At 44.3% G+C, this 23602-nt stretch carries 19 protein-coding genes and 5 tRNA genes; 23 read left to right on the top strand and 1 reads right to left on the bottom strand.

The window, feature by feature from the left end:
- Positions 1 to 293: 293 nt before the first annotated feature.
- On the bottom strand, positions 294 to 2216 hold the full coding sequence (locus tag MN199_RS14620) for a hypothetical protein (RefSeq protein ID WP_335739912.1): 1923 nt from the start codon (positions 2214 to 2216) through the stop codon (positions 294 to 296).
- 858 nt (positions 2217 to 3074) lie between these two features.
- Here MN199_RS14620 and MN199_RS14615 point away from each other — a divergent pair.
- From MN199_RS14615 to rpsG, 23 genes are all read left to right on the top strand, one after another.
- On the top strand, positions 3075 to 3443 hold the full coding sequence (locus tag MN199_RS14615) for a hypothetical protein (RefSeq protein ID WP_132586057.1): 369 nt from the start codon (positions 3075 to 3077) through the stop codon (positions 3441 to 3443).
- Positions 3430 to 3840, top strand: coding sequence for a hypothetical protein (locus MN199_RS14610; RefSeq protein WP_132586054.1), 411 nt, complete (start codon positions 3430 to 3432; stop codon positions 3838 to 3840). The genes MN199_RS14615 and MN199_RS14610 overlap by 14 nt, the downstream gene beginning before the upstream one ends.
- A complete protein-coding gene (locus MN199_RS14605; RefSeq protein ID WP_132586051.1) occupies positions 3837 to 5129 on the top strand; it encodes an efflux RND transporter periplasmic adaptor subunit in 1293 nt (430 codons plus the stop codon). Before MN199_RS14610 ends, MN199_RS14605 begins: the two co-directional genes overlap by 4 nt.
- A 20-nt stretch (positions 5130 to 5149) precedes the next feature.
- A complete protein-coding gene (locus tag MN199_RS14600; RefSeq protein WP_132586048.1) occupies positions 5150 to 5827 on the top strand; it encodes an ABC transporter ATP-binding protein in 678 nt (225 codons plus the stop codon).
- An 89-nt stretch (positions 5828 to 5916) separates the two neighbouring features.
- Complete coding sequence (murB, locus tag MN199_RS14595; RefSeq protein WP_335739911.1) at positions 5917 to 6927, top strand: UDP-N-acetylmuramate dehydrogenase; 1011 nt, start codon at positions 5917 to 5919, stop codon at positions 6925 to 6927.
- A complete protein-coding gene (birA, locus tag MN199_RS14590; protein ID WP_335739910.1) occupies positions 6920 to 7903 on the top strand; it encodes a bifunctional biotin--[acetyl-CoA-carboxylase] ligase/biotin operon repressor BirA in 984 nt (327 codons plus the stop codon). The genes murB and birA overlap by 8 nt, the downstream gene beginning before the upstream one ends.
- Before the next feature lies 1 nt (position 7904).
- On the top strand, positions 7905 to 8600 hold the full coding sequence (locus MN199_RS14585) for a type III pantothenate kinase (RefSeq protein ID WP_335739909.1): 696 nt from the start codon (positions 7905 to 7907) through the stop codon (positions 8598 to 8600).
- 111 nt (positions 8601 to 8711) lie between these two features.
- Positions 8712 to 8787: transfer RNA gene (locus MN199_RS14580), tRNA-Thr, on the top strand.
- A gap of 11 nt (positions 8788 to 8798) precedes the next feature.
- Positions 8799 to 8883, top strand: a tRNA-Tyr gene (locus MN199_RS14575).
- 31 nt (positions 8884 to 8914) lie between these two features.
- Positions 8915 to 8989, top strand: a tRNA-Gly gene (locus MN199_RS14570).
- 11 nt (positions 8990 to 9000) lie between these two features.
- A tRNA-Thr gene (locus MN199_RS14565) sits at positions 9001 to 9076 on the top strand.
- Positions 9077 to 9148: 72 nt separating this feature from the next.
- On the top strand, positions 9149 to 10333 hold the full coding sequence (tuf, locus tag MN199_RS14560) for an elongation factor Tu (RefSeq protein WP_132586009.1): 1185 nt from the start codon (positions 9149 to 9151) through the stop codon (positions 10331 to 10333).
- A 188-nt stretch (positions 10334 to 10521) separates the two neighbouring features.
- Positions 10522 to 10598, top strand: a tRNA-Trp gene (locus MN199_RS14555).
- A gap of 73 nt (positions 10599 to 10671) precedes the next feature.
- Positions 10672 to 11046 (top strand): preprotein translocase subunit SecE, encoded by a 375-nt coding sequence (gene secE / locus MN199_RS14550; protein ID WP_132586036.1) that lies wholly within the window; start codon positions 10672 to 10674, stop codon positions 11044 to 11046.
- A gap of 15 nt (positions 11047 to 11061) precedes the next feature.
- Positions 11062 to 11589 (top strand): transcription termination/antitermination protein NusG, encoded by a 528-nt coding sequence (gene nusG, locus MN199_RS14545; protein ID WP_008224569.1) that lies wholly within the window; start codon positions 11062 to 11064, stop codon positions 11587 to 11589.
- A gap of 120 nt (positions 11590 to 11709) precedes the next feature.
- Positions 11710 to 12138, top strand: coding sequence for a 50S ribosomal protein L11 (rplK, locus tag MN199_RS14540; RefSeq protein ID WP_132586033.1), 429 nt, complete (start codon positions 11710 to 11712; stop codon positions 12136 to 12138).
- 3 nt (positions 12139 to 12141) lie between these two features.
- The gene (rplA, locus tag MN199_RS14535) at positions 12142 to 12843 is read left to right on the top strand and encodes a 50S ribosomal protein L1 (RefSeq protein ID WP_132586030.1); all 702 of its coding nucleotides are present in this window, start codon (positions 12142 to 12144) and stop codon (positions 12841 to 12843) included.
- Between the two features lie 287 nt (positions 12844 to 13130).
- Positions 13131 to 13625, top strand: coding sequence for a 50S ribosomal protein L10 (rplJ, locus tag MN199_RS14530; protein ID WP_132586027.1), 495 nt, complete (start codon positions 13131 to 13133; stop codon positions 13623 to 13625).
- A 62-nt stretch (positions 13626 to 13687) separates the two neighbouring features.
- Positions 13688 to 14053, top strand: a complete 366-nt coding sequence (gene rplL, locus MN199_RS14525) for a 50S ribosomal protein L7/L12 (protein ID WP_132586024.1) — start codon at positions 13688 to 13690, stop codon at positions 14051 to 14053.
- A 176-nt stretch (positions 14054 to 14229) separates the two neighbouring features.
- Complete coding sequence (rpoB, locus tag MN199_RS14520; protein ID WP_132586021.1) at positions 14230 to 18255, top strand: DNA-directed RNA polymerase subunit beta; 4026 nt, start codon at positions 14230 to 14232, stop codon at positions 18253 to 18255.
- Between the two features lie 65 nt (positions 18256 to 18320).
- A complete protein-coding gene (rpoC, locus tag MN199_RS14515; RefSeq protein ID WP_335739908.1) occupies positions 18321 to 22502 on the top strand; it encodes a DNA-directed RNA polymerase subunit beta' in 4182 nt (1393 codons plus the stop codon).
- A 149-nt stretch (positions 22503 to 22651) separates the two neighbouring features.
- Positions 22652 to 23026 carry a 30S ribosomal protein S12 gene (gene rpsL, locus MN199_RS14510; RefSeq protein ID WP_132586015.1) on the top strand — a complete coding sequence of 125 codons (375 nt, stop codon included), beginning with the start codon at positions 22652 to 22654 and terminating at the stop codon, positions 23024 to 23026.
- A 90-nt stretch (positions 23027 to 23116) separates the two neighbouring features.
- Positions 23117 to 23587, top strand: a complete 471-nt coding sequence (gene rpsG, locus MN199_RS14505) for a 30S ribosomal protein S7 (protein WP_027672433.1) — start codon at positions 23117 to 23119, stop codon at positions 23585 to 23587.
- Positions 23588 to 23602: the final 15 nt, after the last annotated feature.

Genomic DNA, 23602 nt, shown 5'->3' with positions numbered 1-23602 from the left:
GATGGTAGTGTGGCATTCGCCATGCGAGAGTAGTTCACCGCCAGGCTCCCAATTCAAGAAAGCCCGTCTCGTAAGAGTCGGGCTTTTTTGCTGTTTGCTGTTTGCTGTTTGGAATTTGCATTCTGGCTATGGCTGAGCAATGCAACCTATCGGTAGTCATCGTCAAGAAGAGCGCGGGTTTTAGTAACTATCTATTAAACGTAAGCCTATCTGACACCGCTGTAGTATAAAGATATATTCGAGCTTGAATCGGATATTCTGTTTTCATCTGAAGCAACCTGTTTGCTCTATGCTTAATCCTGTAATAAACGTTTTATTTGGTTTTTACGTAATCTTCGTAATAATGGAATAACGGTAACTAGACAAAGTAAAATCAGGATCAGATTACCGATTATGAGGCTGATTGAGATTTTGAATAGGGGAATAAACAGTAGTGTGATGCCAAGTAGCAGGCTTAATATCAGAGTTCCGATAAAGATAGTTTGAACTGGCTCTTTGAGTAAAAATCTCAGTATAGAATATGTATTCCCACCTAGCGCCACACGAATTGCAGCTTCCTTCCCTAGCCGCTTCTGTAATAATGCTTGTTCAATATATAAACCGGCCAGAAAGAGCAAAGTAGCACAGAGCATCAGTACTAAGGTAAGCCGGAAAAAACTCCATTCTTGTTCCGATTGCAGCAGGATCAGTTCATCAAGTTGCCATTGTTCAGCAATTCCTGCTTGAGGGTGGCTATTAAATTGATTAAATAACGCGGTGATACTACTCTTTTCGGCTTGGCTGATTAGATAGAGCTGGCTACTAACACCGCTTAAAGGCTTATAAACGATGGCTGGTATTTGCTCGCCCAAATATCCGTAGTGGACATCACTAACAATACCGACAATTTCGCAATTACCTACAACGGGCAAATCATTCAGTAATTGCCGTTGCAGCACTTCAGCGGGGCTATTGTCGAGTAATCGCATGCCTTGCTGACTGATCACGCACTCATTAAAAGCAAACTCATGGAACCAACGGCCTGCAATCAGTTCAAGATCGAGTATTGATGGAGCGGCCTGATCAGCTTTTACGACGCCAAACTCAATAGCATCCTGAGCAGAGCCAGATAAGGTGAATTGATAAAACTCACTGATGGGTTGCAAGGGAGCTGAAGTTATTGCTGAAACTTGCAAGCCACGGGTGCGCAAGTCGGCAGCAAGCGCACTGTAGTAACGCATTGGTGCTTTTTGTAGCGATAGGATGGACATTGTTTGTTGCTGCGAACTGATGCTGTTGTTTTGTATTAACTGTTGTAATGTTTGCCAATTCAGTAGGCAAATTGATAAGGCAAAGCAGGCCCCAATCAGCATGATCACTGAACCGGCTTTTTGTAGTTGAGTGGTTACTTGAAAAATATTTACGTTTGAAAAAGTAGATAAATAGTGCGTCAAAATGCGAAGTAGGATAACCAGACAACCGAATGCAACAAGCAGCCCCAGCAGCATTAGCAGGCTACTTTGTAATCCAAACTGCATTTGATCTGGTTTAAAGGCAGCACTAAAGAGTTGATGGTGATTGAACAGCCCGCTTAAGGTAACAAAAGTGATTGGGTAAAACAGAATAGTTAGCGCCGTGACGGGTAGCAACTCAGCGATCAGTGCATACCAGTTTTGGATAGGTGGTAAACCTAGCATAAATCTTATCCGCCATTCTTGCTGTCTTTGTAAATGCCTTGATAGCAGTAAGATGGTTAGTTGTAATGCTGACAGCACAAAAAGTAGTGTGGCTTGCGCTAACAACAGATAAGAAACATTTCGTATTTTTTGATATTGGCCCGGAAGAAACTGTACTCCTGGTAATAACATCGCATGTAACGGACGTTGGGTTATTTTGACACTAAGCTGACCAATCTCTGCTTTACGGTTATCTGACCAGTTAATTTGTTGTAACGCCTTAGCTAGTTTTTGCTGGCTATCCGTTGATGTTGTCACTTGTTTTGCGAGCAAATAAAATTGGGGGGTAATGTCCAGCAGGCTTGGCAGGAGAATTGATAAATCTGCTGATGTTGACAGGAGGCTCTGGTATTGTTGTTTTAATCGTTGCTGTAACAGGGCGGTACGTGCGGATGCTGTGAACCAAAGATCTGCCTGCCAATGCGCAATACCTGGCCATTGGACTGGTGCCAGCCCACCAACCTGAAAGTACAGACCGTCAATTTCTAGTAATTCAGGCAAAGTGCCATTTTTGGCCAGCCATTGTTTTGCTAACCGGTGACTAAGTAACACCTTATCTGCTTCAAGTTGCTGAATAAAGCCTGCATTAGGCCAGAACTCGGCTAGGTTAGTGTCGACAAAAAGTGCAGATAGCGACTGAGATCCCTGTACCGAATCATTAATATCCACCATGTTGAAAGCCAGTTTCGCTAGTTGAATATCAGGTGGTATTACCTCAGTTAGCTGACGGATCTGGGCTGGATCAAAGGCTGTTGTTTGAGAATTATTGTCTTGCAGCCCCAAGGACCATAGCTTAGAAGCATCTGCGCTAACGGCCATGGGTAGTGGTGCCATGGCCTGCTGCTGGAGTGCGAAGCCAAACAGTAGCAGTACTAGTGTAATTGCCAGCATAAGAGGTAGTAGTAATAAATGAAATGAATATCTACGCCACAAGCTAACAGAGTGTAACATTTCAAAGTAAATGTTAATTAAGTTGTTCATATTGATCTGTTTTGTTTTTAATGTTTACACTATCACACCTGTCGACAGGGAAAAATATTAATTCAAAAAGGATATTGGTATGAAATTTTTTTTACGTAACTCTTCGGTTGCGCTTCTGTTAATATTTGGAGCTGCATTGTCACTTCCTGCGATAGCTAGTACATGGGTCTCTGTATGTAAAGGATCTGTTTGTACGCACTGTAATGGTAACGGCTTTTGCGTAAAGTGTGGTGCTGATGGAAGCTGCTCCATAATGGAAGCTGCTGTATAATGGAACAGTGAAATCGTACTTAGCACTAAGATGTCAGTATATATTCATTTAGCAAGATGCTGCTCAGGCAGCATCTTTAAGAGTCAAATAAAAACTGAGAGAATTCGATGAAACTTGTTATGTTACTCATTACATTTATGCTATTCCCGTCAATAGTGATAGCAAAAACTGACTACTTATCTACTCAAGATTATCATCAGGCTAAAGCCGACTATCAATTACAAGGTGAATTTCCGGAGCTGATAGTATTCAATACAGAGAAAGATATTATTTTGCGGTGTGATGCTAAGCAACATGAAGCAAATGGTTGTTTTAATAAAGCACTAGAGTTATCACAGAAAAGTGGGGCGTCGCTGGCACTTTATACGCTCGACGCACCTTTTTGTTCGACTTGCTTAAACTGGAATAGCCAAATACAGACACTGCTTAAGCAGGCTACTAATATGGCTGTGAGTATTTATTATGTTGGGGATTAATTTATCAGGATTAGCTGTTCTGTTGTTGTTTCTTAATCTGATCCAGCCAGTTGAGGCAGCAGAGCAGCAGATCACTTCCGTAGATTTTTGCAGTAGCTATGCTAAAAGTTGCTTGGGAGATCAGACACCATCTTTACCTTTGCTAATTGTCAGACGCCAGCAAGAGGGAGAGGTGGAGGGGTATCAGCAAGTTCCGGAGCTAAGATCTGATGATCCTTCAGTGATGCTGCCAGCGCTACGCCAGTTGTTGCAGACAGAGCCGACGTTAACTGCAGTTATCTATCTGCCTGTTGATAAAGATTGTATGCCTTGCCAAATCTGGCGGCAAGCGATTCAAGAATGGCTGAGTGTAACACCTGAACTACCGTTCCAACTGATCAGTGTCAGTGCTTTATGACAACTGAGCCGTCTCGTTTTAACCAGCACCAGCATAAAATGGATATTCAAATTAGTAGTAACTCCAAGCTACGATTGAAATCGGTTGTTGCTTTACTGCTTTTAACCGCGGTTCTGCTAGTTTGGTGGTGGATGCAACCTCCCCGCTTAAAAACAGATGAATTACTGTTTGCTGAAGTTTTGCATGGCACCTTTCAAAAGAAACTGCAGGTCTCTGGGCAATTTAAACCTTTAGATTCTTTCTGGTTGGTTGTACCAGCAGAGGGTGTTCTGACATCTTTGACGGTTAGGCCGGGCTCGGTGTTGCAACCCGGACAGCTACTTGCGAGCATAACCAGCCATACACTAGAGCAAAATATTAAAAAAGCGCAAGCAGCGTATGCGCAGGCTGAGGCTGAGTATAAAGCACAGCAAGCGCAGTCTGAAATAGATTACAGTGCCGCAGAAATTGCTTTGCTTCATGCGCAACATCAGGCAGAAACAAGCCAGATGGATATGGCAACGAACGCGCCATTGCTAGAAAGTGGCATTGTTAGTCGATTGCAATTTGAGAAGTTGACAAAAATTACTTTGCAGAACGAGTTAATTTTGAAAGCAGAACAGGCGCGGCTGCAATCACTTAAACGGTTGCAGCAGGCTAAGCTAACTGCAATTCTGGTAAAGAATAAACAAATGGCGCACGAGCTAGAAGAGCTGGTGTTGTTACAACAGCGCTTACAGATACGGGCCGCTGAGGCCGGGGTGGTGACGCAGTTAGCAGAAAACCTAATGCCAGGCCAAACATTGGTTGCGGGTAGCCCTATTATTCAGTTTGCAGGTAGTAACAGTTTGTATACAGAACTTTATGTACCAGCCATGTACGCCAATAGTTTACAGCATGGCTTGGTTGTGACGCTTCATTTACAGTCTGGTTCGTTGCAAGGTGTGGTTAATCGTATCGACCCTAGGGTGGTTAATGACCGCATTACGGTTGATGTTGTTTTACCTCAGAAACTGCCTAGTGAGGCTAGAGCTGAACTAGCGGTTCGAGCGAGTATTCTGTTATCAGAACAACCCGACTCGGTGTTTGTTCAGCGGCCATTTTATGTTCAGGCCGATGAACTACAAAGCGTTTTTATACAGGCAGCAGACGGCCAGAGCATTTATAAGAGAGATGTAAAATTTGGAGCTGTTAGTGGTAATCAAATTGAGGTGATTAGTGGTATTGTGCCAAATGATAAATTATTACTAACGGAGCTTACATCAGGTATGTTTCAGAATTCACGAATTATGCTGGAACCTCAATCTTGACTGATTCGGCGCTGATCAGCATGAGCCAGCTTTGTAAAACCTATAGAGCGGGTGAAATACAGACCAGTGCTTTAAAATCAGTGGATCTTGAAATTCATAGCAATGAATCTTTGGCGATTACAGGGGCTTCTGGTGGTGGTAAATCAACCTTACTGGCGGTGATGGGGCTGCTAGAATCCTTTGACTCAGGGCGCTATTTACTCAACGGCATTGATGTGAAGCAACTAAGCTTTGATGAGGCTTGTCGGATCAGAAATCGGTATATTGGCTTTGTTTTTCAGTCATTTCAGCTAATTGAGAGTATGAGCGTACAGGATAACGTGATGTTGCCGCTGCGCTATGGTAGTAAAAAACCGGTTGCCGAACAGGTAGATTGGGTACATTTTTTGCTAGAGCAAGTTGGGATGTCCCATCGACTAACTCATCGGCCAAGCCAGCTTTCTGGAGGGCAGCAGCAACGAGTCGCAATTGCTCGTGCCCTAGTGATGCAGCCACTGTTGATTTTGGCTGATGAACCAACCGGCAATCTTGATAGTAAAACAGCGGTAGAAATTATTGATTTATTATTTAAGCTTCAGAGCTTTGGTGCGACTTTGGTATATGTTACGCATGACAGTGCTCTAGCTGAACAAGCCCAAAGAATCGTTCAAATTAATGATGGTGAAACTGGAGTAGCAGGAGCTATATCTCGACGGTAAGCGCCTAGCCCTTATTCAAGCTAGGTTTTGTTTTGCGATAATCTTGTTGCGCCATTACAATAATGCTATTCGTGCTAACCGGCCTGATTATGCGTACCCTTACTAACTTATCCGCTGCTCCATATTCTACTTTTCGCTTTGATGTTAAGCTGACTTCTATTACTGAATTTAATTCTGTGGCTGAGTTGCAGGCATTTAATATGGCTCTTTCTCCTGTGATACTAGGTGAGGGTAGCAATACTATTTTTATGCAGGATATTACGGCTCCAGTGTATCGTTATATTGCTGATGCTAAGACTATTAACAAGCTAGATGATCAACATGTATTGTTGCATGTCGAGGCTGGGCATAACTGGCATCAGTTGGTGAGCTGGACGGTGGAACAGCAACTATGGGGTATCGAGAATCTTGCTCTTATTCCCGGTTCAGTGGGCGCGGCACCGGTTCAAAACATCGGTGCCTATGGTGTTGAGCTAGCGGATAGTTGTGTTTATGTTGATTTCTACGATTGGCAAAGCCGAGAAGTAAAACGTATTACCGCTGGCCGTTGTCAATTTGGCTATCGGGACAGTGTGTTTAAGCATGCTTTGGCAGGCAAAGGTATTATTGTCGCCGTTGGTTTGTGCTTAAGTAAGCAACCTAGCCGGCAGCTTAGCTACAAAGGCTTAGATCACTTGCCGGTTGACGCAAGTTTAGACACTATTTACCAACAAGTTATTGCAGTTAGAAGTAGTAAACTGCCAGATCCTGCAATTTTGGCCAACTGTGGTAGTTTTTTTAAAAACCCAATTATAACAACTGACCATTATGCTAGCTTAAGGCTCATTTTTCCCACTATTCCAGGCTTTATCGTTGACGACCAATTCGTCAAAGTGCCTGCTGCGTGGTTAATTGAGCAACAAGGTTTTAAAGGAAAAAATATTGGTGATGTCGGCTGTTACAAATTGCAGCCTTTAGTGTTGGTGAACCATGGCAGCGGTACCGCCGAGCAATTAACCGCTTTGGTAAGCAAATTACAACAGCAGGTTTATGCGGTATACCAAATTGCTCTAGAGCCTGAGGTAAGAATGCTAGCTGCAGATGGGCACACAGATGACTAAAGCTAGTTTAGCTACCCAACGTCAATTGCTGATTGCATTATCTAGTGCAGAGTTTCAGTCTGGTCAAACGCTTGCCGATACCTTAGGTGTCAGCCGCACTGCTATTGCTAATCATGTCAAACAGTTGCAGCTATTAGGGCTCGACATTTATAAAGTAAAAGGGCGTGGTTATCGCTTAGCTGAACCGTTGCAGCTGCTTGATGCAGCAAAAATTAATCAGTTGCGTTTAAATGGTGCGCCTGAAATTGTAGTGCACAACATTACCGACTCAACCAATAACCAATTAATGCAAAGAGTTACGGAAGGTGTGATTGATACACTTGGCTATACGTTAGTTGCTGAAGCACAAACCGCAGGCCGCGGCCGACGAGGTCGAAATTGGTATTCGCCATTTGGTGCAAGCTTATACTTTTCGATGTATTGGCGCTTAGAGCAAGGTATACAAAGTGCAATGGGCTTAAGTTTAGTGATTGCCTTAGCCGTAGTCCGATTGTTAAAGCGGCAATATCAGCTAGATGCTAAGGTAAAATGGCCTAATGACGTCTATGTCGATGGCAAGAAACTCGCAGGTATTTTAGTCGAGTTGGCTGGGCAAGCTCATGCTGGATGCAATGTGATTATTGGTATTGGTTTGAATATTCGGTTACCTAAGCAAGCTGCAGAGAAGATTGACCAGCAATATATTGATTTAAATACAGTGACAGTACAACATATTGATCGTAATAGTTTAGTTGCTCAACTACAGCAACAGCTCGTTGCGATATTAACGGATTTTAGTCACAGTGGTTTTGATAATTATGTTGAAGAATTTAATACGCATAATCAGTATCAGCAACGAGTGGTGAAATTAAGTGGTAACGAAGAAGTAGAAGGAATGTGTCTTGGCGTAGATAATCAAGGCGCGCTATTAATTAAGACCGATATGGGCATCAAGAATTATTATGGCGGCGAGCTTAGCTTGAGGTTAGGAGGCTAGTATGTATTTATTGTTGGATATAGGCAATACCCGAGAAAAAGCGGCCTTAGTTAAAAACGGTAAGGTAACGCCTCTACCTCAATTAGCACCTGAAAACCTCGCTAAGCTACCGATAAAAGCGGTATATTTTGCTAGTGTTACTTCGCAAGAGAAGTTAATTACCCTTAAACAAACGCTTGGCTTAGCACACTTGCCTTGGCGCCAAGTTTATTCAGATGCTTATGCTTATGGTGTGCGTAATGTTTATCAACAGCCGCAAACCTTAGGTGTTGACCGTTGGCTCGGCATGCTAGGTGGCCAATCACTTTTTCCTGGCCAATCGATTCTTATTGTTGACGCGGGCACCGCGGTGACTCTTGATTGGCTCGATGCTAACGCCCAGCATAGTGGCGGCTGGATATTGCCTGGCTTGAAAATGCAGCAGCAAGCGGTGGTAAGTAATACCGCAAAAGTATTTAATAGTGAAACCTTTAATGGCCGGCTTGAAGCTGGCGTAGATACGGTAACTTGCTTACAAAATGGCTGTTTAGCCGCAGTTTTAGGTGCAATTCGTTTGGCGTGGCAGGAAGCACCTTGTAGTAAGTTATTACTAACGGGTGGCGATAGTAAGTTTATAAAACCTTACTTGGCAGAATATCCGGTGAGCGTTGAACCTTTACTAATTTTTCACGGTTTAGCGCGCTATATCGATATGTAACTAGGCTTTTGTGTACTTTGTGAGCGCTTGGCCAAGAATATCATGTTTTTTTGGTTTTTTATGTTGCACGACTTGGGGCATTACACTAGAATTCGCACCCACTGACGTAGTGCCGCTTTAGCTCAGTTGGTAGAGCAACTGACTTGTAATCAGTAGGTCATCCGTTCGACTCGGATAAGCGGCACCATTAGTGTGTTTGGAGGGGTTCCCGAGTGGCCAAAGGGATCAGACTGTAAATCTGCTGGCAATGCCTTCGAAGGTTCGAATCCTTCCCCCTCCACCATTTTCGTCAGGCAAATAGCTACGAGTAGGCCGCGGGCATCGTATAATGGCTATTACCTCAGCCTTCCAAGCTGAAGACGCGGGTTCGATTCCCGCTGCCCGCTCCAATCAAAAAGTTGCTGATATAGCTCAGGCGGTAGAGCGCATCCTTGGTAAGGATGAGGTCCCCAGTTCGATTCTGGGTATCAGCACCATCTTGACATCTCTGTTGCTAAACAAACTAAATTAATTTTAAATAACCGCCGTTTTGTTAAAAGGGTTTACTCATGGCTAAGGCTAAATTTGAACGTATTAAACCGCACGTAAACGTAGGCACTATCGGTCACGTTGACCATGGTAAAACTACTTTAACTGCAGCAATTACCAACGTATTAGCAAAAACATACGGCGGTACGGCGTTCGCATTCGATCAAATCGACAAAGCGCCAGAAGAAAAAGCACGTGGTATCACTATCAACACTTCACACGTTGAATATGATACACCAGCACGTCACTACGCTCACGTAGACTGCCCAGGCCACGCCGACTATGTTAAAAACATGATCACTGGTGCTGCTCAGATGGACGGTGCAATTTTAGTAGTAGCGTCAACAGACGGTCCAATGCCACAAACACGTGAGCATATCCTGTTATCACGTCAAGTAGGCGTACCTTACATCATCGTGTTCATGAACAAATGTGACATGGTAGATGACGAAGAATTATTAGAATTAGTAGAAATGGAAGTGCGCGAGCTTCTTTCAGACTACGACTTCCCAGGTGATGACTTACCGGTTATCCGTGGTTCAGCGTTAAGAGCATTGGAAGGCGACCCAGTATGGGAAGCAAAAATCGTAGAATTAGGTCACGCGTTAGATACCTATATTCCTGATCCAGTACGTGCGATTGACAAGCCATTCATCATGCCAATCGAAGACGTATTCTCAATTGCTGGTCGTGGAACTGTAGTAACAGGCCGCGTAGAGCAAGGTATAGTTAAAGTAGGCGAGACGGTAGAAATCGTAGGTATCAAAGACACGGTAACTACAACGTGTACTGGTGTTGAGATGTTCCGTAAACTGTTAGACGAAGGTCGTGCAGGCGAGAACATTGGTGCGTTATTACGTGGTACCAAGCGTGAAGACGTAGAACGTGGTCAAGTATTAGCGAAACCAGGTTCAATCAAGCCACACACTAAGTTTGAAGGCGAAGTGTACGTATTGTCAAAAGAAGAAGGCGGACGTCACACTCCATTCTTCAAAGGCTACCGTCCACAGTTCTACTTCCGTACTACAGACGTAACGGGTTCAGTAGAATTGCCAGAAGGCGTAGAAATGGTAATGCCAGGCGACAACTTGAAGTTTGTTGTTGAGCTGATTTGCCCAATCGCGATGACAGAAGGTTTACGCTTCGCCATCCGTGAAGGCGGCCGCACAGTAGGTGCAGGCGTAGTATCTAAAATCGTAGCGTAATAGCTAGAGTATTATTGATACTTGAAAAGGCCCTTAGGGGCCTTTTTTATTGCTAAAAAAAGAAAAATACCATAAAAACCGCGCTAAAAATATCGCATTAGCGCAAGGTGCGCTTGTGTTAGCACGCTAAGGCAGTATAATGAGCGGCTATTTGAAAACTCGGCTAAATGTCAGGTTTACAACCTCGTAGGGGCATAGTTCCAATTGGTAGAACAGCGGTCTCCAAAACCGATGGTTGGGGGTTCGAATCCCTCTGCCCCTGCCAATATTTTCGGCATAGCATAAGCTTTGTCGGTAGTGTGTTGCTATAAGCAAGTCAAGGTGAAGTGAGTCAAAGCATGAACGCAGCAAGTGAAACTCAGAAAAGCGGATTTGATGTAATTAAGTGGTTGCTGGTCTTTGTAATTTTATCAGTGGCAGTGGTAGGCAATTATATGTATCCAATGTCCGCATTAGAACGTGCTATAGCCATCGTAGTATTAGTTGTTATTGCTGGTGCAGTAGCTGCTCAGACACATAAAGGCAAAACGTTCATAAATTTTGCTAAAGAATCACGCACAGAAATACGCAAAGTAGTGTGGCCAACCCGCCAAGAAACTATGCATACAACACTTGTGGTTCTGGTGGCTACCCTTATTATGGGTGTAATTCTTTGGGGTTTAGATGCCATCTTATTGCGCGTTGTGTCATTTTTAACAGGATTGGGGATCTAAACCATGGTAGCAAAGATGCGTTGGTATGTGGTGCAAGCGTTCTCTGGCTTTGAACAGCGGGTCGCTACTTCTTTACGTGAGCATATTAAAATTCACCAGATGGAAGATAAGTTTGGTGAAGTTTTGGTACCTACTGAAGAAGTTATCGAAATGCGCGCCGGTCAAAAACGCAAATCAGAACGCAAATTTTTTCCTGGCTACGTATTAGTTCAGATGGAAATGTGTGAAGAGGCTTGGCACTTAGTTAAAAGCGTGCCACGTGTACTTGGCTTTATTGGTGGTACATCAGATCGTCCAGCACCAATCTCTGAAAAAGAAGCGATGACTATCTTAAACCGCTTACAAGATAACGTAGATAAGCCGAAGCCAAAAACGTTATTTGAAGCCGGTGAAGTTGTGCGTGTTACTGAAGGCCCATTTGCTGACTTTAACGGTGTAGTTGAAGAAGTTGACTACGAAAAAAGCCGCGTAAAAGTATCAGTACTTATTTTTGGTCGCTCGACGCCAGTAGACTTAGAGTTTGCTCAGGTAGAGAAAGCTTAATATAAAGATTGTAACCGGGCGCTGATTAAAATATAATCTGCGCCCTTTTTAACATTGGGAAGCCGCTTGAGTAAATATCCTCGTATTTACAAGGCAAAGACCCAGAAACAGAGGTGAAACATGGCAAAGAAAGTCACTGCACTTATTAAACTGCAGGTTAAAGCCGGTATGGCAAACCCGTCGCCGCCAGTAGGTCCAGCATTGGGTCAACACGGTGTAAACATCATGGAATTCTGTAAAGGCTTCAACGCTCGCACAGAAAGCCTTGAAAAAGGTATGCCGATCCCAGTAGTAATTACTGTATATAGCGATCGTTCTTTCACGTTCGAAACTCGCACTCCACCTGCATCTTTCTTATTATTGAAAGCGGCTGGTTTGAAGAGCGGTTCGGGCCGTCCTAACACCCAGAAAGTAGGCAAGGTTACTGCAGCTCAGGTTGATGATATCGTTAAGATGAAACAACCAGATTTAACTGCATCTGATCATGCTGGTGCAGTACGTACTATTGAAGGTACTGCTCGTTCAATGGGCTTAGTGGTGGAGGGCTAATCGATGGCTAAATTAACTAAACGCGCTAAGTTAATCCGTTCTAAAGTGGATTCTACTCGCGAATATGACATCAACGAAGCTGTTGCTCTGTTAAAAGAATTAACAGCTGGCAAATTCGTAGAAAGTATTGATGTTGCTGTAAACTTAGGCATCGATGCACGTAAATCAGACCAAAACGTTCGCGGCGCGACTGTGTTACCACATGGTACCGGCCGTACTGTACGTGTTGCTGTATTTACTCAGGGTGCAAACGCTGAAGCTGCTAAAGCCGCCGGTGCTGACATTGTTGGTATGGACGATTTAGCTGAACAAGTTAAAAAAGGCGTAATGGATTTTGACGTAGTTATTGCATCTCCAGATGCGATGCGCGTTGTTGGTATGTTAGGTCAAATTTTAGGCCCACGCGGCTTAATGCCTAACCCTAAAACTGGCACTGTTACTGCTAACGTAGCTGAAGCGGTTAAAAATGCTAAAGCTGGTCAAATCCGTTACCGCAATGATAAGAATGGTATTATCCATTCAACTATCGGTAAAATCGATTTCGACACTGATAAGTTAAAAGAAAACTTAGAAGCGTTATTAGTAGCATTAAAGCGTGCTAAACCATCAGTTGCAAAAGGTATTTTCATTAAGAAAGTAACTATTTCTTCAACTCATGGCGCTGGCCTTACGCTGAGCCAAGCTTCTTTAGAAGCAACGGTTTAAGCTATATAGCTTTACAGGGCGCGTTGATTATTTTATAATCTCGCGCTCAAAATTTAGGGTAGAAGCCATACTTTTTCGAAAGTGATGGCTTCCGTCCAAGACCGTAGGTGTTGTGATTTTCTTTTGAAATGAACAACTTAAAACAACAAACCTACGCAGACGGTGTAGACCCCAGAAAGAATTATGTTCCTTCTGGTCTCACCGTAAATCGCGCGCTTTATGGCAACATAGAGCGATGTGTAGGCAAACGGGCAATTATGCCCGGATGAACCAGGAGTTAAAGGCCCATGGCTATTAAGCTTGAAGACAAAAAAGCACTTGTTGCTGAAGTCCAGGAAGCTGCCAAAGGTGCTTTATCTGCGGTAGTCGCAGACGCTCGCGGTGTCACTGTAGGCAAAATCACAGCATTGCGTAAGCAAGCGCGTGAAGCTGGTGTATGGATGAAAGTTGTCCGTAATACATTAGTACGCCGTGCAGTAGAAGGTACCGAGTTTGAGTGTCTAAAAGATGTATTCGTAGGCCCGACGCTAATTGCGTTCTCTAAAGAGCACCCAGGTGCTGCAGCGCGTATCTTCAAAGATTTCGCCAAAGAGAACAAAAGCTTCGAGCTGAAAGGTGCAGCTTTTAATGGCGCCACAGTAAACGTTGAAATTTTAGCCTCGTTACCAACATACGACGAAGCTATTGCACGTTTAATGAGCACGATGAAAGAGGCAGCAGCCGGCAAACTTGTACGTACAATTGCCGCAGTTCGCGACCAAAAACAAGAGCAAGCCGCGTAATTATACGCTGGTTTGAAATAGAGTTTAATCGGGATACGTCCCCTAATTTAGGAATCTGAGCAATGTCAGTGACTAAAGATCAAATCTTAGATGCAATCGCTGCAATGTCTGTAATGGACGTAGTTGAATTAGTATCTGCAATGGAAGAAAAATTCGGTGTTTCTGCATCTGCTGCTGTAGCTGTTGCTGCAGGTCCAGCTGCTGCTGTTGAAGAGCAAACTGAATTTAACGTAATACTGGCTGGCATCGGTGCTAACAAAGTTGCTGTTATCAAAGCAGTACGTGGCGCTACCGGTTTAGGCCTGAAAGAAGCGAAAGACTTGGTTGAATCAGCTCCGGCTCCAATCAAAGAAGGCGTTTCTAAAGCAGACGCAGACGCTCTTAAAGCAGAACTTGAAGCTGCTGGTGCATCTGTTGAAGTTAAATAATCCGGCTTATACCGGGTTATTTGCCTGAAACTCAGGCTGGGCTGGTGATGAATTAATCACCGGCCTTTTTGCGCTGTGGGACAATGATTTCCCCACCCCTGTTGATACTATGGCTGGTATCAAAATGCGACCTGTAATGGGTTGTTGGGAAAAGAATCAGCAAGCTGAGGAACCCCATGACTTACTCTTATTCTGAAAAGAAACGTATCCGTAAGGACTTCGGCAAACGTCCAGAAGTATTGGATGTGCCATACCTGTTGTCGATTCAACTTGAATCGTTCAGCAAATTTATCGAGCCTGATCCGGAAGGCGGTTACGGTTTAGAAGCCGCATTCCGCTCTGTATTCCCTATTAAAAGCTACTCAGGCAGTGCGGAATTGCAGTACGTTAGCTACCGCATCGGGGAGCCCGTATTTGACGTAAAAGAATGTCAAATTCGCGGGGTTACATACTCAGCGCCATTGCGGGTAAAACTGCGCATGGTTTTATTTGATAAAGAAGCACCAGGTACAATCAAAGATATTCGTGAGCAAGAAGTTTATATGGGCGAAATCCCATTAATGACTGACAACGGTACCTTTGTTATTAACGGTACTGAGCGCGTTATCGTGTCTCAATTACACCGTAGCCCAGGCGTGTTCTTTGACCACGACCGTGGTAAAACGCACTCATCTGGCAAAGTATTGTATAACGCTCGCGTTATTCCTTACCGTGGTTCTTGGTTAGACTTTGAGTTTGATGCGAAAGATAACTTGTTTGTGCGTATTGACCGTCGCCGTAAATTACCAGCGACTATTTTGTTACGCGCACTAGAGCTTAGCACCGAAGAAATTTTAAGCACCTTCTTTGAAAATACTCAGTTTGAGATCAAAGATGGCAAACTGTTGATGGAAGTAGTCGCAAACCGTTTACGCGGTGAGACAGCCGCCTTTGACATTAAAGACAACGATGGCGAAATTATCGTAGAACAAGGCCGTCGTATTACTGCACGCCACGTGCGTCAGCTGGAAAAAACCGGCATGACCATGATGGAAGTACCACACGAATACGTGGTAGGCCGTGTGCTGGCAAAAAATTATGCTGACCGTTCAACCGGAGAGATTATTGCCGAGGCGAACGCAGAGCTCACATTGGAGCTGTTAGCAAAACTGGCAAAAGCCGGTTACGAGACGTTTGAAACGCTCTATATCAACGATTTAGATCAGGGTGCTTATGTCTCTGAAACTATTCGTATTGACCCAAGCAGCAACCGTATGGAAGCGCTGGTAGAAATTTATCGCATGATGCGCCCTGGTGAACCACCAACGCGTGATGCCGCAGATACCTTATTTGAAAACCTGTTCTTCTCTGAAGACCGTTATGACTTGTCAACGGTTGGCCGGATGAAGTTCAACCGTCGTGTTAACTTTGAGGAGAACGTCGGTGTCGGCGTACTGAGCAAAGAAGACATCTTGGCGGTAATGAAAGTGTTAATTGACATTCGTAACGGTAAAGGTGAAGTGGACGATATCGACCACTTAGGTAACCGCCGTATTCGTAGTGTTGGCGAAATGGCAGAAAACCAATTCCGTGTTGGCTTAGTGCGCGTTGAGCGTGCGGTTAAAGAGCGCCTGTCACTAGGTGACTTAGATGCGGTAATGCCACAAGACTTAATTAACGCTAAGCCAATTTCTGCAGCAGTTAAAGAGTTCTTTGGCTCAAGCCAGCTGTCGCAGTTTATGGACCAGAATAATCCGTTGTCAGAAGTGACGCACAAGCGTCGTATTTCTGCTTTAGGCCCAGGTGGTTTAACGCGTGAGCGTGCCGGTTTCGAAGTTCGTGACGTACACCCAACCCACTATGGTCGTGTGTGTCCAATTGAAACGCCTGAAGGTCCAAACATCGGGTTAATTAACTCGTTATCTATGTTTGCACAAACTAACGAATATGGTTTCTTAGAAACACCTTATCGCCGGATTGAAAACGGCATAGTAACTGACGAAGTCGACTTCCTGTCAGCTATTGAAGAAGGTAATTTTGTTATTGCTCAGGCCAACGCTGAATTAAACGCTGAAAACCGTTTATCAGAAGAGCTAGTACCTTGTCGTCATAAGAACGAGTTTATGTTAATGCCTGCCGATCAAGTGCAGTACATGGACGTTGCTCCTCAGCAAATCGTATCGGTTGCTGCGGCGCTTATTCCGTTCTTAGAACACGATGATGCTAACCGTGCGTTAATGGGCTCGAACATGCAACGTCAAGCTGTACCAACACTGCGCGCTGATAAGCCGTTAGTAGGTACAGGTATTGAGCGCGTTGTAGCAAAAGACTCAGGTGTAACAGTAGTAGCAAAACGTGGTGGTGTTATCGATTATGTCGACGCTAGCCGTATTGTTATTAAAGTTAACGAAGAAGAAATGGTTGCCGGCGAAGCGGGTATCGATATCTATACGTTAACCAAATACACCCGTTCTAACCAAAATACTTGTATCAACCAGCGTCCGTGTGTAAACCACGGTGAGCCGATTGAACGCGGTGATGTTTTAGCTGACGGCCCGTCTACCGACTTAGGTGAATTAGCGTTAGGTCAAAACCTACGAGTCGCCTTTATGCCGTGGAACGGTTACAACTTCGAAGACTCGATTTTATTATCTGAGCGCTTAGTACAAGAAGATCGTTTAACCACTATTCATATTCAAGAACTAAGCTGTATCGCTCGCGATACTAAACTTGGCTCCGAAGAAATCACTGCTGATATTCCAAACGTAGGTGAGTCTGCACTAAGCAAGCTAGATGAATCTGGTATCGTTTATATTGGTGCTGAAGTGAAAGGTGGCGACATTCTGGTAGGTAAAGTAACCCCTAAAGGTGAAAGCCAGTTAACGCCAGAAGAAAAACTACTACGTGCTATCTTCGGTGAAAAGGCGTCAGACGTTAAAGATACGTCATTACGTGTACCTAACTCAGTTACCGGTACTATTATCGACGTACAAGTATTTACTCGTGATGGCGTAGAAAAAGACAAGCGTGCTCGTGAAATCGAAGAAATGGAAGTCAAACAGGCTAAGAAAGACCTGAATGAAGAATTCCGTATCTTAGAAGCCGGTATTTTTGACCGCGCGCGTAACTTGCTGGAGCAAAGCGGTGTTGACCGTGCCAAGCTTGATACGATGAAAGGCGACGCTCTGTTTAACCAAAGCTTAAGCGATGAAAATAAACAAAATGATTTAGAGCAACTTGCTACCCAATACGAAGAAATTCGTATCGAGTACGACAAGAAGTTTGAAGCTAAGCGCCGTAAAATCACCCAAGGTGATGATTTGGCTCCTGGCGTGTTAAAAATTGTTAAAGTTTACTTAGCAGTAAAACGTCGCATTCAGCCTGGTGACAAGATGGCTGGTCGTCATGGTAACAAAGGTGTGGTTTCAACTATCGTTCCGGTAGAAGACATGCCTTATGACGAGCACGGCAAGCCGGTTGAAATCGTGTTGAACCCACTAGGTGTTCCATCGCGGATGAACATTGGTCAGATCTTAGAAACGCACTTAGGCTTAGCGGCTCGCGGTATTGGTGACAAAATTGACGCCATGATCAAAGAGTACAAAGAAGTAGCTGAGATCCGTGAATTCTTAACTAAAGTGTATGCTTTAGGTGAATCACGCCAGAACGTAGATATTGCCAGCTTTACTGATGACGAAGTGCGTCGTTTGGCTGAAAACTTACGTAAAGGTTTACCCGTAGCTACTCCGGTATTTGACGGTGCTAAAGAAAGCGAAATCAAGGAATTACTTGAGCTTGGCGGTTTACCATCAAGTGGCCAAATCACGTTATATGATGGTCGTACGGGTAACGCTTTTGAGCGTCAAGTTACCGTTGGCTACATGTATATGCTGAAACTAAACCACTTAGTAGACGACAAGATGCACGCGCGTTCTACCGGTTCTTACAGCTTAGTAACGCAACAGCCGCTAGGTGGTAAAGCTCAGTTTGGTGGTCAGCGCTTCGGTGAGATGGAAGTGTGGGCACTGGAAGCATACGGCGCAGCATATACGTTGCAAGAAATGCTTACCGTTAAGTCAGATGACGTTAACGGCCGTACTAAGATGTATAAGAACATCGTAGACGGTGACCACAGAATGGAACCTGGCATGCCAGAGTCTTTCAACGTACTGATGAAAGAAATCCGTTCGCTCGGCATTAACATCGAATTGGAAGAGGAATAAACCGACCTTGAGTTGGGGGGCGGTTTACTGCCCTATTCCGGTTTACCTCTTACAGGAGAGCTAAGGTGAAAGACTTATTAAAGTTTCTGAAACAACAAACTAAAACCGAAGAGTTTGATGTTATTCGTATCGGTTTATCTTCGCCAGATATGATCCGTTCATGGTCATTCGGTGAAGTAAAAAAGCCAGAAACCATCAACTATCGTACTTTCAAACCAGAACGTGACGGTTTGTTCTGTGCCCGGATCTTTGGCCCGGTAAAAGATTACGAATGTTTGTGTGGCAAATATAAGCGCTTAAAGCACCGCGGTGTTATTTGCGAAAAATGTGGCGTTGAAGTTACGTTAACCAAGGTACGTCGTGAGCGTATGGGTCATATTGAACTGGCTAGCCCAACCGCGCATATTTGGTTCTTAAAATCGCTACCAAGCCGTATTGGTTTGTTACTTGATATGACATTACGTGATATTGAGCGCGTATTATATTTCGAAAGCTATGTTGTAACCGAACCGGGTATGACTTCTTTAGAGCGTCGTCAGATGCTAACTGAAGAAGAATATCTAGACGTGTTAGAAGAGCACGGCGATGAGTTTGAAGCTAAGATGGGTGCTGAAGCAGTACTAGATATCTTAAAAGGCTTAGACTTACCGGTTGAAATTAAGCAAATGCGTGAAGAGTTACCGACTATAAATTCGGAAACCAAGCGTAAAAAGATCAGCAAGCGTTTAAAGCTAATGGAAGCCTTCCACACCTCTGGTAATAAGCCAGAGTGGATGATTATGACGGTACTTCCGGTATTACCACCAGATTTACGTCCATTAGTACCGCTAGATGGCGGCCGTTTTGCTACGTCTGACTTAAACGATTTATACCGTCGTGTTATTAACCGTAATAACCGCTTAAAGCGTTTACTAGACTTATCTGCGCCTGACATTATCGTTCGTAACGAAAAGCGTATGTTACAAGAAGCGGTTGATGCATTGTTAGATAACGGTCGTCGTGGCCGTGCCATTACTGGCTCTAACAAACGTCCGTTAAAATCGTTAGCTGACATGATCAAAGGTAAGCAGGGTCGTTTCCGTCAGAACTTATTGGGTAAACGCGTTGACTATTCAGGCCGTTCGGTAATTACCGTTGGTCCAACGTTACGTTTACACCAGTGTGGTCTGCCAAAGAAAATGGCACTGGAACTGTTTAAACCGTTTATCTACGGCAAGTTAGAAGCGCGTGGTTTAGCCACGACAATTAAAGCCGCTAAGAAAATGGTTGAGCGCGAAGAAGGCCCAGTATGGGATGTGTTAGACGAAGTAATTCGTGAACACCCCGTACTGTTAAACCGTGCACCAACACTGCACCGTTTGGGTATTCAAGCGTTTGAACCGGTACTTATCGAAGGTAAAGCGATTCAGTTGCACCCATTAGTGTGTGCGGCCTATAACGCCGACTTCGACGGTGACCAAATGGCGGTTCACGTACCTTTGACTATTGAAGCACAGCTAGAAGCTCGTGCCTTGATGATGTCAACCAACAACGTGTTATCACCGGCTAACGGTGAGCCAATCATTGTTCCTTCACAAGACGTTGTACTTGGTTTGTACTACATGACGCGTGAAGCAATTAATGCTAAAGGCGAGGGCATGATGTTTAAGAGCGCGAAAGAAGCTGAAAAAGCCTTCCGTGCCGACTGTGCTAGCCTGCATGCTAAAGTAAAAGTGCGTATCACTGAAGTTGAAATAGCTGAAGATGGTACTCGCAGTGAAAACACTGCAGTACGTGATACCACTGTTGGCCGTGCAATTTTATATTCAATTCTGCCAGAAGGCTTAGCCTTTGACAGTATTAATCAGGCCATGGGTAAAAAGCAGATTTCTAAGTTGTTAAACGGTGCATATCGCCGTATCGGCTTGAAACAAACGGTTATTCTTGCTGACCAAATTATGTATACCGGCTTCCATTATGCGATGCTGTCAGGCGTATCGGTTGGTATTAACGATATGGTTATCCCTGATTCTAAGGTCGATATTATTAATGCGGCTGAAGCTGAAGTTGCTGAAATTCAAGACCAGTTCCAACAAGGTCTAGTTACAGCGGGTGAGAAGTACAACAAAGTTATCGATATTTGGTCTACAGCTAACGAAGTATTATCAAAATCGATGATGGAAAACCTGTCTAAAGAAGACGTGGTAGACCGCGACGGCAATACCGTACAGCAACAGTCGTTTAACTCTGTATATATGATGGCCGACTCTGGCGCTCGTGGTTCACCAGCGCAGATCCGTCAGCTAGCAGCAATGCGTGGTCTGATGGCGAAACCAGATGGTTCTATTATCGAAACACCAATCACGGCTAACTTCCGTGAAGGCTTAAGTGTATTGCAGTACTTTATTTCTACGCACGGTGCGCGTAAAGGTCTTGCCGATACCGCACTTAAAACCGCTAACTCAGGTTACTTAACGCGTCGTTTAGTTGACGTTGCGCAAGATTTAGTGGTTACCGAGAGAGACTGTGGCTCAGATCGTGGCATTATCATGAAACCGCTAATTGAAGGTGGTGACGTGGTAGAGGGCTTACGTGAGCGCGTACTTGGCCGAGTAGTTATTGGCGATTTAGTATCACCAACAACAGGCGAAATACTGGTAGCCGACGGTACCATGTTAGACGAACAGTTGTGTGACGCCTTAGAGCAAAACTCTATTGACGAAGTACACGTACGTTCAGTAATTACCTGTCAAACTGACTTTGGTGTATGTGCTAAGTGTTATGGTCGTGACCTAGCACGTGGCCACTTAATCAACGCCGGTGAAGCAGTGGGTGTTATTGCCGCTCAATCAATCGGTGAGCCAGGTACACAGCTAACAATGCGTACGTTCCACATTGGTGGTGCCGCATCGCGAGCATCAGCAGAGAACAGCGTACAGGTTAAAACAGCCGGTACCTTAAAACTGCAAAATGCTAAGTTTGTCCGTAATGCAGATAACAAAATTGTTATTACCTCACGTTCAGCTGAAGTAACGGTATTTGATGAGTTAGGTCGTGAAAAAGAGCGTTATAAACTGCCATACGGTTCAGTATTAACGACCGACGACAACGCAAAAATTACTGCCGGTCAAATTGTTGCAAACTGGGAACCGCATTCACACCCAATTATTGTTGAGCGTGGCGCTAAAGTTAACCATAGCGATATTGATGACACTAACACCGAAGTACAGCAGGATGACCTAACAGGCTTAACCCGTACTGTAGTAAAAGATTTGGCTAAAGCTAATGCTAAAGAACCAAAACTTATTCTCACTATGGACGATGGCGCCTTACAGGAAATTCGTTTACCAAGCTTCACTAGTATTGAAGTTACTGATGGCGCAACGGTAAAAGCGGGTGAAGTGTTAGCGCGTATTCCTCAGGAAAGCTCGAAAACACGTGATATCACCGGTGGTTTACCGCGCGTAGCGGACTTATTTGAAGCCCGTAAACCGAAAGATCCTGCTATTTTGGCAGAAATTTCGGGTGTTATTAGTTTCGGTAAAGAAACCAAAGGTAAACGTCGCTTGTTAATCACGCCTGAGCAGGGTGATGTGCATGAAGAAATGATCCAGAAATGGCGCCAAGTAAACGTGTTCGAAGGCGAACGCATTGAAAAAGGTGAAATTATTTCTGAAGGCCCAGAGTCAGCGCACGATATCTTACGTTTACGTGGTATCCACCATGTTGCCAGCTATATTGTCAACGAAGTACAAGATGTTTACCGTTTACAGGGTGTAAAAATTAATGATAAGCACATTGAAACGATTATTCGTCAAATGCTGCGTAAGTGCTTAATTACACACCCAGGTGATAGTGAATTCTTGGAAGGTGAACAGGCAGAAGTAGCGCGCGTTAACATTGCTAACCGCGAGCTAGAAGCTGCAGGCAAAATGCCAGCTCAGTACGAGCGTTCATTACTGGGTATTACTAAAGCGTCGCTGTCGACCGATTCGTTTATTTCGGCCGCCTCGTTCCAAGAGACCACACGTGTTCTAACCGAAGCTGCGGTTGCAGGTAAGAAAGACGAACTGCGTGGTCTGAAAGAAAACGTTATTGTTGGCCGTTTGATTCCTGCCGGTACTGGTTTTGCATTCCATCAAAACCGTATGCGTCAGCGTCAGCGTGGCAATAGTGTAGAACACGTCGAACCAGCAATGAGTTCAGAAATGGCAGAGCAGGCATTGTCTGATGCTCTGAATATGAATTCATCTGGTAAAGACGAGTAAGCAAGAAATGAGGCTGATTGTTGCTTAATTTAGCAGCAATTGGCTTTGTAACTTGACAGGTCAAAGCTTGACCATTAGAATTCCGCGACCCTAAATTTGGGGTGCGGAATTTTCACGTTTATTGGGTATTTATTAACCAGGAGTATTTAATGGCAACAATCAACCAGCTAGTGCGTAAGCCGCGCAGCCAGAAGGTAGCCAAGAGCGCCGTTCCGGCTCTTGAAGCTTGCCCACAGAAGCGTGGTGTTTGTACCCGTGTATACACCACTACACCTAAGAAGCCTAACTCAGCATTACGTAAAGTATGCCGTGTTCGTTTAACTAACGGATTCGAAGTTTCTTCTTACATTGGTGGTGAAGGCCATAACCTGCAAGAGCACAGTGTTGTGCTTATTCGCGGTGGCCGGGTAAAAGACCTGCCAGGTGTGCGTTACCACACCGTACGCGGCACATTAGACTGTGCTGGCGTTAAAGATCGTAAACAAGCCCGTTCTAAGTACGGCGCAAAACGGCCTAAGAAATAACGGTACTCCGTTAGTAAGGCCAAACTAAACAACTTTTTTTCTTTAATGTATTAAAAGTTTTGGAATCACCTGAAGCAATCGGAGTTACGAATGCCAAGAAGACGCGTCATAGGTCAACGTAAAATTCTTCCAGATCCTAAATTCGGAAGTGAATTACTTGCCAAGTTTGTAAACGTCGTTATGGTCGACGGTAAAAAATCTACAGCCGAATCAATTGTATACGGCGCATTAGAATTGGCAGCGACAAAGTCTAAGAAAGAACATTTAGACATTTTTGAAGTTGCACTGGATAACATTCGCCCTACAGTGGAAGTTAAATCACGTCGTGTTGGTGGTTCTACCTACCAAGTACCATGTGAAGTTCGCCCTGTTCGTCGTAATGCTCTAGCAATGCGTTGGTTAGTTGAAGCTGCCCGTAAACGTGGTGAAAAATCAATGGCTCAGCGTTTAGCTGGTGAAATGTTAGACGCCGTTGATAATAAAGGTTCTGCGGTTAAGAAACGTGAAGACGTGCACCGTATGGCTGAAGCGAACAAAGCGTTCGCGCATTTCCGCTGGTAAGCATTGCTTAAAGAG

It is taken from the genome of Rheinheimera metallidurans (assembly GCF_036983985.1).
Classification (GTDB): Bacteria; Pseudomonadota; Gammaproteobacteria; order Enterobacterales; family Alteromonadaceae; genus Alishewanella; species Alishewanella metallidurans.
The sequence above is the reverse complement of the archived record's forward strand: the minus strand, read 5'-3'. Positions and strand labels throughout refer to the sequence as shown.